Source organism: Yersinia sp. 22-579 (genome assembly GCF_030433455.1).
Classification (GTDB): domain Bacteria; phylum Pseudomonadota; class Gammaproteobacteria; order Enterobacterales; family Enterobacteriaceae; genus Yersinia; species Yersinia enterocolitica.
Genome location: NZ_JAUJTZ010000002.1, coordinates 84,703 through 103,584, shown reverse-complemented (window position 1 = coordinate 103,584; position 18,882 = coordinate 84,703). Strand labels below are relative to the sequence as shown.

Here is an 18,882-nt window from a genome sequence, read left to right as displayed (position 1 = left end):
GTTAGACTTAAATTGCTACAAGCTATGTATATTTAAGGTGCCGCAACCACAAATGACTGCTGTTGAGCTTCGCTCGACAGGCGCTGTTGCAGTTCAACTGCCTGTTGGCGGCTACTAAATGGCCCAAGCTGAACACGGTGGACACTGCCATTGGTGGCGACTTTCCCTGGTACACCAAAACGTTGACTCAGACTTTGTTGCCAGGTTTGGGCACGGCTTGCATCACTCAGTGCGCCCACTTGAACCACATAGCCACCAGATGATGATGGGGCGGCGGCCGGTGCTGCTGCCACTGACGAGGTCACTGGGCCGGGGTTAGTGACTACCGGTGGCTGTACCGATTGTGAACTCAGCGCGGGTTCTGAACTTTCGAGCACTCCTGCGGGCACGGGGGTAGATGCGCGCAGGAAGCCACTGCTTTGTGGCGCAACCGGCTGGGTCGCATCGGCACCGGACAAATGACTATTATCGATAGGGCGTACAGGCGCACTTACTGCCGGAGCATCCTGTTGAATCGGGGTACCCATACCGCTGGAAGTGAGGTCTGGTCGGCTGGGTAATGCATAGCTTTGCTTCGCGATGGTGGTACCAACCATTCCGGGGCCAGATAATGAGCCATCAGGTGCTACATTGATAAAATCAATCTTCACCTTGGTATTATTCGAAATATTTAGGCGGTCAGCGGCAGCTTTGGATAAATCAATCACCCGGCCAGGGGTATAAGGGCCGCGGTCATTGACGCGCACCACAATCTGGCGACCATTGCTAATGTTAGTGACTCGCACATAGCTTGGGATGGGCAGCGTAGGGTGGGCTGCCGTCAATGCATTAGGATCAAAGATTTCGCCCGTTGCTGTAGAGTTGCCATTAGCCTCTTCACCGTACCATGCCGCCAGACCCACTTGACTGAAGTTTTGTGGGTCTTTAACGATGCTGTAAGACTGGCCATTCACTTTATAATCCTGATTAAAATTAGGATTGAAAGGTTCATAGCGTGGCTCTGCACCGCCTATTTCTACCACCGGGCCATTGTATGTCTGCTGCATTTGTTGCTGGGGGGCAGGAGGTTGACTGGTACATGCTGATAGCAATACACCTGCGATGCCGATCCAAAGCCATTCCTTACGCATTGCTCACCTCTATAAATTCTTAGATAACATTTTTCGATGAGTATGTATCGACATCACGATACCAAACCCGGCCATCAGCACTATCAGCGCCGAGCCTCCGTAGCTGACCAAAGGCAAAGGTACGCCAACCACAGGTAAAATTCCACTTACCATACCTATGTTAACAAACACATATACAAAGAGTATCAGCATTAGCCCGCCAACCATGACTCGGCCGAAGGTGGTTTGTGCATGAGCTGCAATCACCAAACCCCGCATAATCAGGCACAGATAGAGAGCTAATAATACCAGCACACCGATTAAACCTAACTCTTCTGCCAGTACGGCAAAGATAAAGTCTGTATGGCGTTCTGGTAGGAATTCCAGCTGTGATTGAGTTCCGTGCAGCCAGCCTTTACCTGATAACCCACCGGAACCAATAGCAATTTTTGACTGAATAATATGATAACCCGCACCGAGCGGATCGCTTTCTGGGTCTAGCAGCATCATCACGCGATCTCGCTGATAGCCATGCATCAGGAAGAACCAGAGAATAGGAATAAATGCCGCAACCAAAATGGCTGCAATGGCAATCAAACGCCAGCTCATACCGGAAAGGAACAGAACAAATAATCCGGATGCTGCTATCAGGATAGAGGTGCCCAGATCGGGTTGTGCGGCTACCAATAAAGTTGGCATAAAGATTAAAATCAGCGCGATACCGGTATTTTTCAATGACGGGGGGCAGACGTCGCGGTTCATAAAGCGTGCGACCATTAAGGGAACCGCAATTTTCGCAATTTCAGAGGGTTGGAAACGAATAAAGCCTAAATCCAGCCAGCGCTGCGCACCTTTACTGATTTGACCAAATGCATCAACCAAGACCAGTAAAATGACACAGACAAAATAGAGATAAGGTGCCCAGCTTTCATAGACGCGAGGCGGGATCTGCGCCATGACCAGCATCACAACCAGGCCCATTGCAATTTGACCGACCTTGCGTTCCATCATACCCATGTCTTGCCCGCTGGCGCTCCACATCACGAAGGCGCTATAAGCCAATAGCGCCAGTACGCAAAGCAGAAACGGCAGGTCAATGTGCATTTTGTACCACAAAGAGCCTTTTTGTTGATTATCAGTCATGAGTTACCTTAATCCGCTGCAACTAATCTGCTTTAGCTAGTCTGCTTCAACGCCCGGAGGCAGAGGAGCTGCATCCGGTAGTTCAGTGTTGTTATCGCCCAATAAGATATGGTCGAGAATTTGACGGGTAATCGTCCCCACAGCAGGCCCGGCACCGCCATTTTCTAAAATCATAGCGACAGATACCGTCGGATTCTCGTAGGGGGCAAACGCAACCATTAACTTGTGGTCACGTAAGTGTTCGGCCACTTTGTGGGCATTATAGGTTTCATAGCTATAAACCTGCGCGGTACCGGATTTGGCTGCTGCCTTATATGGCGTACCTTCAAAGAACTTACGCCCCGTTCCGTTCGGGCGGTTGGCCACGCCATACATGCCATCTTTGGCAATTTCCCAGTAACCAGAATGAATATCGCCAATCTGAGTACTGTCTTCCTGCTTATAAGGCACTAAAACGCCATCAATCCGAGTGCTTTGCAGCAAATGAGGTGTTTTAACTGCACCATCATTGATCAGGGTCATCAGGGCTTTTGCCATCTGAATAGGTGTGGCAGTCCAATAGCCCTGACCGATACCTACGGGGATGGTATCCCCTTGATACCAAGGTTTTTTATGGCGTTTTTGTTTCCATTCACGGGTCGGCATCAGGCCAGCCCGCTCTTCAGATAAGTCGATGCCGGTGTATTCACCGTAACCGAATTTGCTCATCCATGAGGATAAACGATCAATCCCCATGTCATAAGCCACCTGATAGAAGAAGGTATCGGCCGATTCTTCCAACGCTTTGGTGACATTCAGCCGGCCATGACCCCATTTCTTCCAGTCGCGAAAACGTTTTTCCGAACCGGGCAACTGCCACCAACCGGGATCAAACAGGCTGGTGTTTTTGGTAATAACACCGGCGCTGAGAGCCGAAACTGCAATATAGGGTTTTACCGTCGAGGCGGGCGGGTAAACCCCTTGAGTGGCGCGGTTGATCAATGGGCGGTTCGGGTCGTTCAATAACCCTTGATAATCTTTATTAGAGATACCATCGACAAACAAGTTCGGGTCATAGCTTGGGTTTGACACTAAGGCCAATATGCCACCGGTGCGCGGATCCGTTACCACTACTGCCGCACGGCTACCACTTAACAACTGCTCAATATAGGTTTGCAGGTGCAAATCGAGAGTCAGATAAATGTCTTTACCGGCTTGCGGTGGTTGCTCATGTAATTGGCGGATCACCCGGCCACGGTTATTGACTTCAACTTCTTCATAACCGGTTTTGCCGTGTAATACGGATTCATAATAGCGCTCAATACCCAGTTTGCCGATATCGTGGGTGGCGGCATAGTTCGCCAGAATGCCTTCTTTATCCAGCCGCTCAACGTCTTTGTCGTTAATCTTGGAAACGTAGCCGATAACATGAGTCAGTGCTGAGCCATAAGGGTAGAAGCGGCGTTGGTAGCCTTTGACCTCAATGCCAGGGAAGCGGAACTGGTTAACCGCGAAACGAGCGACCTGCACTTCGGTAAGCGGCGTTTTAACCGCAATAGAAGTAAAGCGACGTGAGCGCTTACGCTCTTTTTCAAAGTTGGCGATATCCTCATCTGTCAGATCCACTATCGGGCGTAGTGCATTGAGGGTCGCGGGGAGGTCTTCTATTTTTTCCGGCATCAGTTCTAACTGATAAATCGTCCGGTTCATTGCCAGCGGAGTGCCGTTACGGTCAAATATCATACCGCGGCTAGGGGCGATAGGAACCAGCTTAATCCGGTTTTCATTGGAACGGGTGCGATAGTCTTCAAAACGGACTATCTGCAAATTGTACATGTTTGCGACCAATATCCCGCTTAGCAGCAGGATACCGAGGAAAGCCACAAGGGCACGGCGGACAAACAAGGCTGACTCAGCCGAATAGTCGCGAAAAGGATTAGGTTCTTTTTTCATCCCACTGCTATTTCATTTTGCCCAAAATCAGCATCTTACTCAGAGCCATCACTTTACTCAGGTTCATCGCCCGCTTATTCCCGATGATAAGGGTGATTGGTCGTAATACTCCAGGCACGATAGAGGCTCTCCGCCACTAAAACGCGCACTAAAGGATGAGGTAGCGTCAACGGAGAGAGCGACCAGCTCTGCTCTGCGGCGGCTTTACAGGCCGGGGCTAACCCCTCAGGCCCGCCAATCAGCAGACTGACATCACGGCCATCCTGCTTCCAGCGTTCTAATTGCTGAGCTAACTGCGGGGTCTCCCAGGGAGTACCTGGGATATCCAGCGTGACAATGCGGTTGTTTTTGCCAACCGCCGCCAGCATCAGCTCGCCTTCTTTTTCCAAAATGCGTTTGATATCCGCATTTTTGCCCCGTTTACCTGCTGGTATCTCTACCAGCTCGAAGGGCATATCTTTGGGAAAGCGGCGCAGGTAATCGATAAAACCTGTCTGCACCCAGTCTGGCATTTTAGTGCCGACGGCTACCAGTTGCAGTTTCACCGCTTAGCTCCAGAGTTTTTCCAGTTCATACATACGGCGGCTTTCTTCTTGCATCACATGCACAATCACTTCGCCTAAATCGACCACGACCCAGTCAGAGACACCCTGACCTTCGATACCAAAAGGTATCATGCCTGCCGCGCGGGACTCTTGAACCAGGTTATCAGCCAACGCCATCACATGGCGAGTGGAGGTACCGGTACAAATAATCATGTAATCAGTGATGCTGGACTTACCCTGAACATCCAGAGTAATAATGTCCTGGCCTTTCAAATCATCGAGCTTGTCGATAACAAATTCTTGGAGCGCTTTACCTTGCAAAGGTTCCCCCTCGGGTGATTTCTGTCTATAACGTTCTCAGGTACTGCTTCACAGGATACCCCGTGGACAGTTACCGGTAGCGAACGGTTATGATGTATTTATCGGCAGGATGCCGCTGAAAGCCAGCTGTTTATGCTAATTCACAGGGGTTTTCAGCGAATACCTGAAATTTAGCGGCGGAGTATAACATGGGTCAATGCATCGCGATATAAACCCTCAGCCACGATATAAACCTTGTAACTCAATATATCGCTGTACAGCACGTGGCAGCAGATCATCGCAACTTTCGCCGTTATGACGCCGATGGCGAATATCTGTGGCAGAAATGTCCAGTAAAGGCGTATCTGCCAGATAGATTGCACCATGCGGCCGCAGGCTCAGCGCCTGTGGATCAACAACGCGATGAGCATCAAGCCATTGCTGTAACTCTGGTGTTTCCAGCGTTTGCGCATAGCCTGGGCGAGCGCACACTAACAAATGACACACATCTAACAATGATTGCCAGCGATGCCACTTATGCAGCGATAATAATGAATCTTGCCCAATAATAAACGCTAAGGGGCGTTCAGCACCACGTTCTTTACGAAGTGATTCCAAGGTATCAATGGTGAATGATGGGGTATCACGCAATAACTCTCGTGAATCAACACTGAACAATGGGTTGCCGGCCACGGCAAGTTCGACCATTTTTAGCCGCTGCTGTGCATTGGCCTCAGGTTGAGGTCGATGAGGTGGGACATGGTTAGGTAACAAGATAATGTGTTGTAAACCCGCTTGTTGAGCCAATGCTTCAACTGGCTTTAAATGGCCATAATGAATGGGATCAAAAGTACCGCCGAACAGGGCATAGAGGGTGCGAGTCGGGGATTTATTGGGCATCAAAAAAACTCTCAGGTAAAATTTTTCCACACATCAGCATAGATAGTGTTTCTAACTCCGGCCAGATTGACTGACCGTAATCCTGCTTCAGGCGAACTTCCATCTGTGACAATAAACGCACGGCCTGTTGCAGTTGTGGCATAGAAAGACGTTGTAACGCTTGAGTCATCATCGGACGACGATTTTGCCACACTTTAAATTGATCGAATAATGTTCGCAGTGGCACCTGCTCCATGCGGCGCTTTAGTGTTAGCAGTTGTAATAGCTCGCGCTGGAGCGTGCGTAGCAAAATAACCGGCTCACTGTCTTCTTGCCGTAATTGTTGCAGGATATGCCAGGCACGTTTGCTTTTCCCCGCCAGCAAAGCATCAAGCCAGTGGTAAGGGGTGAAATGTGCGGCATCGTTGACGGCTTGCTCTACTTTGGGCAGGGTTAATTTACCGTCCGGATAGAGTAATGATAGGCGTTCCAATGCCTGTGATAACGCCAGCAGGTTACCCTCATAGCAGTAACAAAGTAGCTGAATGGCGGCATCATCAATATCTAAATTTAGGCTTTTGGCGCGCGCGCTTACCCAACGAGGGAGCTGCGCCTGTTCTGGTGTCTGGCAACTGACAAACACCGAACTTGGGCTGAGAGCTTTAAACCATGCGCTGTTTTCTTGCGCTTTTGTTAGCTTATTGGCACGTAATATCAACAAAATGTCTGGGTGCAAAAGGCCGGATAATTTGACCAATTGTTCATTCATCGGTGCGGTTAACCCACTGTCAGGGAAGCTCAATAGCAGTGTCTGTCGGCTGGCAAATAAACTCAGCGCCTGACAAAGGCTAAAGATATTCTCCCATTCAGTGTGAGCATCCAGCGCAAAACTGAAATGCTCGCTGAAATCATGCGTTGCTGCCACACGGCGAATATGGTCCTGACTTTCCTGTAATAACAAGGGTTCGTTACCACACAACAGATAACAAGCGCGCAGCCCCTCATGGAGCTGCGCGACAAGTTGTTCAGGATAAACTCGAATCATTGGGCAGGGGTACTGACGGCAGGTTTGCCAATATTGATTTCTTCGACATCAGCTATTTTAGCGGCACCGGTAGCAGTCTTACTGCTAGTGAGTGTATCGCCATTTTCCTGCGCATTTTTTATTTCCGCAGCATGTACCACTAACAGCTTACGCACTAACTGTTGCGCTGCCTGGTCACGCATTTCCTGACGCAGCACCTCGGCTTCAGCTTCTTTCGCCAGTGCGGTTAACGGGTTATCGAAGAAGGTACGGAAGATATTTACCCGAATTGGGTAGATATCATGACCAGGGATCAATACTTGCGCCTGAACGTGTAATACCAACTGATACTCGGCTGTCACGCCGTTGCGGAAGATAGACACGGTATCCTGATTTTCGGATGAACCGATAATCCGCAGCGTTGGCAAATCTTTACGCATCGGGTCATCAACAATAGTGACGTTACTTAAACGCAATTGTTGACGTACTGCACGGGTTAATGGGCCATAAGGGTCACCACTTTCCAGTAACAGTTTTTGTAGCTCAGGTGGCACCTGAGTGGTGCCGCGCAGATTAAAGCCACAGCCAGCAGTAACCAGCACCGCCAACCCCAGCAACAGCATCAGAATACGATGTCGCACAACTCCTCCTTGCCTTAACCCACAACCAGGTTAAGCAGTTTGCCAGGGACATAGATGACTTTACGTACGGTAACTCCATCCAGGTATTTAGCCACCAAGTGTTCCTGACCAGCACGTTCACGTACTTGCTGTTCAGTGGCATCGGCTGGCACAGTAATGCGGCCACGCACTTTACCATTAACCTGTACGACCACTAATTTAGAGTCTTCGACCATCGCTTGTTCATCAGCGATTGGCCATGGTGCGGTATCAATATCACCCTCGCCACCCAGCGCTTGCCACAAGCTAAAGCAAACGTGAGGCGTGAATGGATAAAGCATACGAACCACTGCCAATAATGCTTCTTGCAGCAGAGCACGGTCTTGTTCGGTTTCCTGAGGTGCGCGACCCAGCTTGTTCATCAACTCCATCACCGCAGCAATCGCGGTATTGAAAGTTTGACGGCGGCCCACGTCATCAGTGACTTTGGCAATAGTTTTATGCAGGTCGCGACGTAAGGATTTCTGCTCTTCCGTCAGGTTGGCCACATCCAGTGGTGCAGTTGCCCCTTTGGCGGTGTGATCATAAGCCAGACGCCAGACGCGTTTCAGGAAGCGGTTAGCTCCTTCGACACCAGATTCCTGCCATTCCAGCGTCATTTCAGCTGGTGAGGCAAACATCATAAACAGGCGCACGGTATCAGCACCGTATTTTTCTACCATGACTTGCGGGTCGATACCGTTATTTTTCGATTTCGACATTTTGCTCATGCCAGCGTAAACCAGTTCATGGCCTTCGGCATCAGTCGCTTTAATGATGCGCCCTTTATCATCACGCTCAACAATGGCGTCCACCGGTGAAACCCAGATACGCTCACCGTTGGAACCGCTGTAGTAGAAGGCATCTGCCAGAACCATACCCTGACACAGCAGGCGCTTGGCTGGCTCGTCGGAGTCAACTAAACCTGCGTCACGCAGCAATTTGTGGAAAAAGCGGAAGTACATCAGGTGCATGATGGCATGTTCAATACCACCGACATATTGATCAACCGGCAGCCAATAGTTGGCGGCGGCTGGATCCAGCATGCCTTTATCAAATTGTGGGCAGGTGTAGCGCGCGTAATACCATGATGATTCCATAAAGGTATCAAAGGTATCAGTTTCACGCAGGCCCGGCACGCCATTAACGGTGGTTTTAGCCCACTCAGGATCGGCCTTTATTGGGCTGGTAATACCATCCATCACCACATCTTCCGGCAGGATAACCGGCAGTTGATCTTCAGGAGTCGGTACCACGGTGCCGTCTTCCAGTGTCACCATCGGGATAGGCGCACCCCAATAACGCTGACGGGAAACACCCCAGTCACGCAGGCGATAGTTGACTTTGCGCTGACCCACACCGAGGGCGACCAGTTTGTCGGCAACCGCATTGAAGCCATCTTCATAATTCAGACCATCAAACTCACCGGAGTTGAACAGTATGCCTTTCTCGGTCATGGCTTCCTGGCTCAAGTCTGGCTCACTGCCATCAGCGGCCAAAATAACCGGTTTGATTGGCAAATTATATTTGGTGGCAAATTCCCAGTCGCGGGCATCGTGGCCCGGAACCGCCATGACCGCACCGGTACCGTAATCCATCAAGACAAAGTTAGCTGCCCAGATAGGTAATTTTTCACCTGTCAGCGGATGGATGGCATACAGGCCGGTGGCCATGCCTTTTTTCTCCATGGTGGCCATTTCAGCTTCGGCAACCTTGGTGTTACGACATTCAGCGACAAAATCAGCCAGTGCAGGGTTGGTCGCTGCGGCTTGTAATGACAGCGGGTGACCAGCAGCAACAGCTACGTAAGTCACACCCATAAAGGTGTCCGGGCGCGTGGTGTAAACGGAGAGTTTCTCTTCGCTATCCGCGACGTTGAAAACGATATCAACCCCTTCAGAGCGGCCAATCCAGTTACGTTGCATCGTCTTAACTTGTTCTGGCCAGCTTTCCAACGTGTCCAGATCATTAAGCAATTGATCAGCGTAATCAGTAATTTTAATAAACCACTGTGGGATTTCTTTGCGTTCAACTTTGGTATCACAACGCCAGCAGCAGCCGTCGATAACCTGCTCGTTAGCTAAAACGGTCAGGTCGTGTGGACACCAGTTAACGGCTGAGGTCTTTTTGTAGACCATGCCTTTTTCATACAATTTGGTGAAGAACCACTGTTCCCAACGGTAGTAATCGGGTGAGCAGGTGGCAATCTCGCGATCCCAGTCATAGCCGAAGCCCAGTAATTTTAACTGGTTCTTCATGTATTCAATGTTGTCGTAAGTCCAGGGGGCCGGTGCGGTGTTGTTTTTTACCGCAGCGCCTTCAGCTGGCAGACCAAATGCATCCCAGCCGATCGGCTGTAACACGTTTTTGCCCAGCATGCGCTGGTAACGGGAGATAACATCACCAATGGTGTAGTTACGAACGTGCCCCATATGTAGGCGTCCTGACGGATACGGCAGCATGGATAGGCAGTAATATTTTTCTTTGCTGGTATCTTCAGTGACTTTAAAAGTTTGCTTCTCTTGCCAGTGAAGCTGTACTTGCGTTTCGATATCTTCTGGGCGGTATTGCTCTTGCATGGCGGCCGGTGGTCCTATAGTGAAAAACAGCTACGCCTGTAGCATCATCTGTTTCATATCATAAAGAGAGATCCGCATAGCATAGCTGATAAGCGGCAGCGGCAACAACACTCAGCATCCTACTGGAGGCTTTTTCTGCGCAGTGAATGGCAGAAATTATCAAAGTGGCGTGAGAACAACCTGATGATGACGTGACTTCAGTCATTTACGACTAAAATAATTAACGTTAGCTTTAATATCAGAGTAAGTACGTGCAGATAACAGAGACGGGTAACTCAAGAAGATGGAAAGCCCTATTTTCTTTGTCACAACTTTGGCTTTATCACAATTTGCTTTATCACAACCGTGGATCGAGGAGACTGTATGAACAAGGTAGCTCAATATTATCGTGAGTTGGTGACATCACTGACTGAACGCTTGAAAAATGGTGAACGTGATATCGATAAGCTGGTGGACAGCGCTGAACAGCGGTTGGATGCCGTAGAAGAGTTATCCCGTAGTGAAGTTGAGCAAATCATTCAGGCGGTGCGGCGTGATTTGGAAGAGTTTGCTCGTAGCTATGAAGAAAGTAAGGATGAATTTACTGATAGTGTGTTTATGCGCGTTATCAAAGAAAGTTTGTGGCAAGAGCTGGCTGATATCACCGATAAAACGCAATTAGAGTGGCGTGAGGTGTTTAAAGATGTCAGTCATCATGGGGTTTATCACAGCGGAGAGGTGGTTGGGTTGGGTAATCTTGTCTGTGAAAAATGCCACTATCATCTGGCTTTCTATACCCCCGAAGTGCTGCCGGTCTGCCCAAAATGCGGCCATGACCAGTTTACGCGTCGGCCATTCCAGCCCTAGGGGCTAAGTACAGATAATCCCACGATTTATAGGGCTATCAATCAAGAGATAGCCCTAATTTCTTATTATTAACGAGTTATCTAACTAACATTGAAATGATTAGATTGTGGAAGGGTTATCCATAATGATTGGTTAGCGGTTACTAATTGATTATGGGCAACAGCCCCCTTGTTTGATGTTTCATATGCAGCCATTGCTGAGACCAAACCATTTATACCAGATTCCGTAAGCATTTTATCGGAAGCTGTTATTTGCTTAATGGTATTCTCTCCCGTCTTATAATAATCTGCTACGGTCAATTTACTATTTAAACGGTTATGGCTTATTACCAAATCTTCCTCTTGTTGTGTAAACTTTAGGTGATTCACGTAAATATCGCCCAAGTCCAGGGTGTCCCAGTCATGTTGGGTATTACCAGTTGAGTCGATGGTGATCTCTTGATTGGGAAGTAAAGTAAACATATAGTTATCACTGCCACTCATCCCGGCCAGAGTTTTATTTCCTATGCTATTTCTCAGGTAGTCATTGTCGTTGGCCCCCTTGACGTTTATTTCTGAACTTGCAATGTCGCTCCAAACGTTCCTTTTTTTTTGTAAATTATTTTTGAAGTTTAGTGCTGAATTAACAATGTCAATCTCTCCGGTGCTGAGAGTGGGGATATCGAGTTGGTAATTTGATTGAGAAATTTTATTCCATAATTCGTGTATAGCGCTTTTATCCCCCGTGGTATTGAGATAAAGATATTCCATATCTGCATGAGATAATGTTTTATCTACCTTAGTTGTGTCTGTTATTTCATTAGATACTAAAAGTAATACAGGTAAGGTTGGTGAAAGAGGTGCAGTTATCGCTGGCGGTTGAGTAATAACGGGTGGGGGGAGTTGGGTTATCGGAGGCTCTTGATAAGCATCATAATTAACAAATTCAGGCTCTGGTGGCGTTATATCAGGTTTTGGTACTGGCAGGGGGCTTGTAGCCTTTTTATTTTCTCGTATTGCTTCAGTGTCAGGTAGGTCACCGCCATAGATGATTTGTAAAGCTGCTATATCATTATTTGAGTAATATTTTGAAACCCCATCAGGGAATTTCCTGTCTTTGTTGCTCATAACTGTCCCGAGCCCGCGCCTATCTTCCTTTAGATGCTCAAGCCCCAGAGCATGTCCAATTTCATGGGCAATAAGCGCGACGTCATTACTTGCCCCCGTCTTAATGGTCACTATGCTGTTTGACATGTTCTCCTCGCTTAGTATAAGCGTTAAACCGATCTCCTCTGCTTTTGAACTTCCATTGTTATAGTTATGAAAGTGTATATTGCTTTGAGCGGTATCCTGCGTTTCAATAAATTCAAAAGCAGTATGCTTTGCAAGGTCAGATAATATTTCTCTAACATTGCCTATTAAATCGTCTGATGCATTTGTTAATTCTACATCAGAGTATAATCTTTTATCTAAATCAGGAATGTTTTTATCGTATTTTTCAAAGTGCTCAATAATATTAGTTGGTTGAATATTATCAAAAGAATAATAAAGGACTATTTCTTCGTTACTTTTGAATTCCCATGTGCATGTATTATTGATAATTTGTCCTATCACGTCTTTATTTGTATCATTCATGTATATTATCCTTTTTGATATAATACAGTTGAGTTTTTTAAGTGCTCTGTTCTAATGATTTTCATCTTCGTGATGATACTCACGATGTACTATTTATCATTAATTGATTATTTTAATTATTATATTTTATTATTTATATAAGAAAGTAATAAAATATAAGGATGGAAGTAGTGATATGGCGATGTAAAAATAATGCATACAAATATAGCCTATCCACAGAAGGATAGGCTGGGTGTCATCATGATATTATTAGATTGAATTAATGCAGGATTTTCGCCAGGAAGTCTTTAGCGCGATCAGATTTAGGATTGTTAAAGAAATCATCTTTGTTGCTGTCTTCGACGATTTTGCCTTCATCCATAAAAATAACGCGATTAGCCACTTTACGTGCGAAGCCCATTTCGTGGGTGACGACCATCATAGTCATGCCTTCCAGCGCCAGTTTGACCATAACATCCAACACTTCGTTGATCATTTCAGGGTCAAGGGCCGAAGTCGGTTCGTCAAACAGCATGGCGATAGGGTCCATACAAAGTGCGCGGGCAATCGCGACACGCTGTTGCTGGCCGCCAGATAATTGTGAGGGGAATTTATCCGCGTGGGTGGTAAGGCCGACACGCTCTAACAGTTTCAGCCCTTTTTCTCTTGCTTCTGTTTTGTCGCGTTTGAGTACTTTAACTTGCGCCAGTGTCAGGTTTTCAATAATAGACAGGTGTGGGAACAGTTCAAAATGCTGGAATACCATGCCGACTTTAGAGCGTAATTGCGCCAAATTGGTGCCTTTATCATTCACACCAATGCCATTTACCGTAATGCTGCCCTTTTGGATAGGTTCCAGCCCATTAACCGTTTTGATTAAGGTTGATTTGCCTGAGCCGGAAGGGCCGCAAACCACCACGACCTCACCTTTTTTAACTTCGGTAGTGCAGTCAGCCAGCACCTGAAAGTGGCCGTACCACTTAGAAACATTTTTCAGGGAAATCATCAAACAGTCCTTTTCTTCAAATAGTTAACCAGCATCGACGCGGAAAAACTGATAACGAAATACACCAAACCGGCAAACAGCACCATTTCGACCTGAGTACCGTCCCGCTCGCCAATGGTGGTCGCGGTGCGGAAGAAATCGGCCAAACTAAGGACATACACCAGCGATGTATCCTGAAATAACACGATCCCTTGGGTTAACAGTAATGGCACCATGGCGCGGAAAGCCTGCGGCAGGATAACCAATCTCATTGACTGGCCTTGGGTCATGCCCAGAGCCAGGGCCGCAGAGGATTGCCCACGAGAGATGCTTTGGATCCCGGCACGGATAATTTCTGAGTAATAAGCCGCTTCAAATAATGAAAAGGCTACCATGGCAGAGATTAAGCGAATATCAGTTTTTGGTGATAAGCCCAGCACATTTTGTAATAAGCTCGGCACGACCAGATAAAACCACAACAGCACCATGACCAACGGGATAGAGCGGAACACGTTGACATAGGCGGTAGCGAACCAGCTGATAGCTTTAACCGGCGACAGGCGCATCACCGCCAGAACTGTGCCCCACACTATCCCGAACACAATGGCGATGAGGGTTATTTTGGCGGTAACCGCCAAACCTTGCAGCAGGTATGGCAGGCTGGGTGCGATGGAACTCCAATCAAATTCGTACATTATTTACTCCCCAGATTGCCGGGTAACTGCACTTTCTTTTCAACTATTCGCATCAACAGCATGATCACAGCATTGATCAGTACATAACCAAGGGTGATGGCGGTGAATGACTCATAGGCGTGAGCTGAGTAATCCAGCAATTTACCCGCCTGCGCAGCCATATCTACCAGCCCGATGGTGGAAGCAATTGCTGAGTTTTTAACCAGATTGAGCATTTCTGAAGTCATCGGGGGAATAATTACCCGATAAGCATTGGGCAATAAAACATAGCGATAAGTCTGTGGCAGAGTTAATCCCATCGCCAGACCGGCCGCTTTTTGGCCTCGAGGTAGTGATTGGATCCCGGCTCGAACCTGCTCACAAACACGGGCGGCAGTGAATAAGCCAAGACACATCATTGATGAGAGGAAGAACTGTATATTCGGATCCAATTCGCTTTTGAACCACATGCCAAGATCGGCTGGCAATAATTCAGGGACCACCAAATACCAGGTAAAGAATTGTACAATCAGCGGCACATTACGGAATAGCTCTACGTAACAGGCCCCAATACTCGATAAAATGCGGTTGGGGACTGTTCTTAAAATCCCAAATAAAGAACCGACGAAGAAAGCGATAACCCAGGCGCATAATGATAATGCGACAGTGACCTGAAAGCCGGACCAGATCCAGCCAAGATAGGTGGTATTACCGAAAGGGGCCGGTTGCAGAAAAATGCCCCAGTTCCAGTCTATTGACATAAAAAACTCCCTTAAAAGGATGGGTAAGCCACCCTGATGACTGATGATTCAATGCGTCGCGGCCTCCCGAGGGTGAACAAAAAAATGCGGAGTGGGGAACGGCCACCCCGCATCCTGTCTACCAATCGGTCCATCATCAATCTGTAGGGCTAGCAGAGCTGGCCCTGATTATTATTGTTAGTTCAATGCTTTATCGTTAGGGGCTTTGAACAGCACCTTCATCTCATCAGACAGTGAGAAATTCAGGTTAAGATTTTTCGGTGGAATTGGGTTTTTGAACCAACGGTCAAAGGACTTCTCAGCCACACCAGAGGTTTGTGCGGTTGCGATGGTTTCATCCAACAGTGTTTTAAAGGCTGGATCGTTTTTACGTAACATGCAGCCGTAGGCTTCCTGCGATTGTGGCGTACCGACGATATCCCACTGATCTGGTTTCTTGGCTTTGGCACGTTCGCCTGCCAGCAAGGCATCATCCATCATAAAGGCGACAGCACGGCCACTTTCCAGGGTACGGAAAGAATCGCCGTGGTCTTTGGCGCTGATGATGCGCATGTTCATTTTATCTTTTTCATTCAATTTATTGAGCAACACTTCAGAGGTGGTACCGGAGGTAACAACCACTGGTTTCCCTGCCAAATCTTTGAAATCTTTAACTTCAGAACCTTTTTTGGTCAGCAGACGCGTGCCAACAACAAAAATGGTGTTAGAGAACGCGGCTTGTTGCTGACGTTCCAGGTTGTTGGTGGTAGAACCACACTCGAAATCAAAGGTCCCGTTTTGCAGCAATGGAATACGGTTCTGCGAAGTGATGGGGATCAGTTTTACCTGGAGGTCTGGGGCATTGAGTTTTTTCTTGATCGCATCGACGATCAGATTGGAATAATCTTGTGAATAACCCACGACTTTCTGCTGGTTATCGTAGTAAGAGAATGGAACGGAAGACTCACGGTGACCGACGACGATAACGCCGTTATCTTTGATCTTCTTCAGTGTGTCAACCGAAGCATCTGGTTTTGCTGCATCTTCTGCATGGGCAACACCACTTGCCATCCCAGCTAACAGTAGCGCTAACGCCAATTTACGCATATGCATGTCCAACTCCTTTGATGTTGTTTTTTACTTAATGTTTTCTGACTCGATGTTGTGATACTTAAAATGTAGTCATGTGACAAACGTGAAATGCCAAAAACTGTCTTATTTTGTTGCGCTTGCATAACCACAGATATTTGTTGGTTAACAGGCTATTTTCATTGTTACTTGTATCAGATTATCTTTAAAAAATAGCTAATTGTTATGCAAATGATGAATAAATGTTTGTTTTTTGAGACGCAAATCGCACCAAAGAGAGGCAATAAAACACTAGCGCACTAATGCGGTGCGTGGTTCGCCCCATAAATGTGCATGCCAGGAATGGCAATTCCCTCATTTAAAACAGACCTCATCTATACAGCGGGGCTATGCCCTTTGATTACTTAATACAAAGCAGAAATTGGTGTATAGCTAACACTATTTGATTAGAAACGATGCAAGGTCTGTGCCAGTCGCGGAAATAGGGAGGATAAATAGCCCTGTTTATCAGGGCTATGAAATATCATGCGGGGGAGGTGGGTTAATTAATCAGTCGCCGAAGGTGGCATACTATCGATTAGTTTAACTATTGGTCATTTTTACGGCAGGTTAACTTAACTGGTGATTATTGATTGCCAGATGGGCTTTAAAAACTTCCAGTGCCGTTGGAACACTTTCTTTACCGGCATGTTTCTCTGGGTTCCACAGGTCGGCAAAGGTGATTGCGCGGCCACAGTGGATAAATACCTCATCGACGTCGATCACTAACACACTGCGGGCCGGTTGGCCATTTTGGCTAAAACGCTCGCACAGTTCAGGATCGACGGAAATTTTTGCCCGGCCATTAACCCGAAAACCTTCTGTCCAGCCAGGGATTAGGAACAAAATGCCGACAAAAGGGTTATGCAACAGATTGCGGATACCATCCAGACGGTTATTGCCTGGTCGGTCTGGTAGCATCAGTGTCTTGCTGTCCTGCACATGAATAAAACCCGGTTCGCCACCTTTAGGTGAGCAGTCGATTCCGTTAGCACCCAGCGTTCCCAATACCGCGAATGGTGCGGCGGCAATCAGTTTTTTGGCATAATCATCAATATGATCAATTTGTTTCTTCAACACATTCTTATTAGGCGCGGCGTAATGTTCGCTTAATTGCGCTTCAGTTGTGAGGATAAATTCAGGTTTCAGTGACATAACGATGCTCAAGTTACGGGGTTATTTTTATCAGCTCGACATTTTTTGTCAGAGCGACAACGGGCGGCGCGGTATAGCGTCAATGCCCCCAGTATCAGCGTGATAATCCACATTGGCCACGAACCAAACCGAGCATAAGGGGTAATACCGGTAGTCGGTGTGACCTTAACTTCCAGCACTTGCTGAGTAAATTGTGGAATTTGCGCCAGGACTTCACCGCTTGGGCCAACTGCCGCTGTTATACCATTATTGGTACTGCGCAACAGAGGACGACCCAATTCAAGCGCGCGCATACGTGCCATCTGGAAATGCTGCCACGGGCCGATAGAGTGACCAAACCATGCATCATTGGAGACCGTCAGCAAGAAGTTGGTATCAGGGTTGAAGTTGTCCCGAACCTGTTGACCCAAGACGATTTCATAGCAAATAGCGGCCGTTAGGTTAAATCCAGCCACATTAAGCTGTGGTTGCACATAGCCACCCCGGCTGAAAGATGACATCGGTAAATCAAAGAACGGCGCGAGTGGGCGCAGCAGTGTTTCCAGCGGCACAAACTCGCCAAAGGGCACCAGGTGGTGTTTGCTGTAGCGGTTGCGAGTTGGATACTGGTAAGGCTCTTTATCCCCCAATACGATAATACTGTTGAAGAAGTGGTATCCCTTGCCTTCTGGGCGGCGCTGGGCATCAACAATACCGGTAATCAGGCTGCTGTGGTTTGCCCGCATCAGACCATCAACCATCGTCAGGAAGGTAGTTTGATCGGTTTCAATATCAGGGATAGCAGATTCCGGCCAAATGATAATGGGTGCTTTCCCCATAAATGGGCGGGTTTCATCGAGATAAATTTGTAATGTTTTGAGCAGGACTTTGGGATCCCACTTCATTGACTGAGCAATATTACCTTGCACCATCGCGATATTAACTGCGCGTTCTGGCTCCGGTGTGAACCAATGCAACTGGCGCAGCGGCCAGGGTAACAATAACATTGCTATGGCAATTATTGCCGCAGTGATACGGCGTTGATAGCAGGCGTAAACCAGCAATCCACTGATCGACATCAGTATAAAGGTGATGCCATCGACACCGAGAATAGGTGCAATACCACGCAGTGGGCCGTTTATTTGGCTGTAGCCAAATTGTAGCCACGGGAAGCCAGTTAATACCCAGCCGCGCAAGAACTCAGTTAACTGCCATACCACAGGTGCCGCAATAGCCAGTCGCCACCAGGTTGTTTTAGGGCATATGCGAGCTAACAAACCGGCAAATAGCATGGTGTAGAGCGAGAGATAGGCTGCCAGTAACACCACCAGAAAGATATTGATGGCTGTTGGCATGCCGCCGAATTCGGAAATGCTGACATAGACCCAGTTAATACCTGTGCCAAATAGCCCCATACCCCAACAAAATCCGATAAACGCAGCTTGTTTAGTGTTGCGATTCAATGTCAGGCTGAGTAAGCCGAACAGCGAAACAATGGCCGCAGGCCAGCTATCAAATGGGGAATAGGCCAGCGTACCGCAGGCGCCAAAAAATAGCGCCAGTAGGGCGCGAACCCACTGGCGTTGAAGGTATGAAGCGATAGGCATTGAGGA

General features: G+C 47.7%; 17 protein-coding genes. 1 reads left to right on the top strand and 16 read right to left on the bottom strand.

Annotation, left to right across the window (positions count from 1 at the left end; all coding sequences use genetic code 11):
* Positions 1-32 precede the first annotated feature (32 nt).
* From rlpA to leuS, 9 genes are all read right to left on the bottom strand, one after another.
* On the bottom strand, positions 33-1,130 hold the full coding sequence (rlpA, locus tag QSV56_RS02755; protein ID WP_301210614.1) for an endolytic peptidoglycan transglycosylase RlpA: 1,098 nt from the start codon (positions 1,128-1,130) through the stop codon (positions 33-35).
* Between the two features lie 9 nt (positions 1,131-1,139).
* Positions 1,140-2,252, bottom strand: a complete 1,113-nt coding sequence (mrdB, locus tag QSV56_RS02750; RefSeq protein WP_011816839.1) for a peptidoglycan glycosyltransferase MrdB — start codon at positions 2,250-2,252, stop codon at positions 1,140-1,142.
* Positions 2,253-2,288: 36 nt separating this feature from the next.
* Entirely contained in the window at positions 2,289-4,184 is a 1,896-nt protein-coding gene (gene mrdA / locus QSV56_RS02745) for a peptidoglycan DD-transpeptidase MrdA (protein ID WP_005167891.1), read from the bottom strand.
* A gap of 74 nt (positions 4,185-4,258) precedes the next feature.
* On the bottom strand, positions 4,259-4,729 hold the full coding sequence (gene rlmH / locus QSV56_RS02740; protein WP_004390602.1) for a 23S rRNA (pseudouridine(1915)-N(3))-methyltransferase RlmH: 471 nt from the start codon (positions 4,727-4,729) through the stop codon (positions 4,259-4,261).
* 3 nt (positions 4,730-4,732) lie between these two features.
* Complete coding sequence (gene rsfS / locus QSV56_RS02735; RefSeq protein ID WP_005167894.1) at positions 4,733-5,050, bottom strand: ribosome silencing factor; 318 nt, start codon at positions 5,048-5,050, stop codon at positions 4,733-4,735.
* Between the two features lie 216 nt (positions 5,051-5,266).
* Positions 5,267-5,929 carry a nicotinate-nucleotide adenylyltransferase gene (gene nadD, locus QSV56_RS02730; RefSeq protein WP_046695320.1) on the bottom strand — a complete coding sequence of 221 codons (663 nt, stop codon included), beginning with the start codon at positions 5,927-5,929 and terminating at the stop codon, positions 5,267-5,269.
* Positions 5,919-6,953 carry a DNA polymerase III subunit delta gene (holA, locus tag QSV56_RS02725; protein WP_046695319.1) on the bottom strand — a complete coding sequence of 345 codons (1,035 nt, stop codon included), beginning with the start codon at positions 6,951-6,953 and terminating at the stop codon, positions 5,919-5,921. The genes nadD and holA overlap by 11 nt, the downstream gene beginning before the upstream one ends.
* The gene (lptE, locus tag QSV56_RS02720; RefSeq protein ID WP_046695318.1) at positions 6,950-7,573 is read right to left on the bottom strand and encodes an LPS assembly lipoprotein LptE; all 624 of its coding nucleotides are present in this window, start codon (positions 7,571-7,573) and stop codon (positions 6,950-6,952) included. The genes holA and lptE overlap by 4 nt, the downstream gene beginning before the upstream one ends.
* Positions 7,574-7,587: 14 nt before the next feature.
* Complete coding sequence (gene leuS / locus QSV56_RS02715) at positions 7,588-10,170, bottom strand: leucine--tRNA ligase (RefSeq protein ID WP_050875599.1); 2,583 nt, start codon at positions 10,168-10,170, stop codon at positions 7,588-7,590.
* 363 nt (positions 10,171-10,533) lie between these two features.
* On the opposite strand from leuS, the gene QSV56_RS02710 reads away from it, so the two are divergent.
* Complete coding sequence (locus tag QSV56_RS02710) at positions 10,534-11,016, top strand: zinc ribbon-containing protein (RefSeq protein WP_019081193.1); 483 nt, start codon at positions 10,534-10,536, stop codon at positions 11,014-11,016.
* Positions 11,017-11,096: 80 nt separating this feature from the next.
* Here QSV56_RS02710 and QSV56_RS02705 read toward each other — a convergent pair whose 3' ends face one another.
* The 7 genes from QSV56_RS02705 to lnt all read right to left on the bottom strand — a co-directional run bounded on the left by QSV56_RS02705 (position 11,097) and on the right by lnt (position 18,876).
* Positions 11,097-12,629 carry a reprolysin-like metallopeptidase gene (locus tag QSV56_RS02705; protein ID WP_046695316.1) on the bottom strand — a complete coding sequence of 511 codons (1,533 nt, stop codon included), beginning with the start codon at positions 12,627-12,629 and terminating at the stop codon, positions 11,097-11,099.
* Positions 12,630-12,888: 259 nt separating this feature from the next.
* Positions 12,889-13,614, bottom strand: a complete 726-nt coding sequence (locus tag QSV56_RS02700; RefSeq protein WP_005167914.1) for an amino acid ABC transporter ATP-binding protein — start codon at positions 13,612-13,614, stop codon at positions 12,889-12,891.
* Complete coding sequence (gene gltK / locus QSV56_RS02695; protein WP_005167916.1) at positions 13,614-14,288, bottom strand: glutamate/aspartate ABC transporter permease GltK; 675 nt, start codon at positions 14,286-14,288, stop codon at positions 13,614-13,616. The genes QSV56_RS02700 and gltK overlap by 1 nt, the downstream gene beginning before the upstream one ends.
* On the bottom strand, positions 14,288-15,028 hold the full coding sequence (locus tag QSV56_RS02690; RefSeq protein ID WP_005158409.1) for an amino acid ABC transporter permease: 741 nt from the start codon (positions 15,026-15,028) through the stop codon (positions 14,288-14,290). The genes gltK and QSV56_RS02690 overlap by 1 nt, the downstream gene beginning before the upstream one ends.
* A 177-nt stretch (positions 15,029-15,205) precedes the next feature.
* On the bottom strand, positions 15,206-16,120 hold the full coding sequence (locus QSV56_RS02685) for an amino acid ABC transporter substrate-binding protein (protein WP_005167919.1): 915 nt from the start codon (positions 16,118-16,120) through the stop codon (positions 15,206-15,208).
* Between the two features lie 585 nt (positions 16,121-16,705).
* Positions 16,706-17,290, bottom strand: a complete 585-nt coding sequence (locus QSV56_RS02680; RefSeq protein ID WP_019081190.1) for an MSMEG_1061 family FMN-dependent PPOX-type flavoprotein — start codon at positions 17,288-17,290, stop codon at positions 16,706-16,708.
* An 8-nt stretch (positions 17,291-17,298) separates the two neighbouring features.
* Positions 17,299-18,876, bottom strand: a complete 1,578-nt coding sequence (gene lnt, locus QSV56_RS02675) for an apolipoprotein N-acyltransferase (protein ID WP_046051355.1) — start codon at positions 18,874-18,876, stop codon at positions 17,299-17,301.
* Positions 18,877-18,882 lie beyond the last annotated feature (6 nt).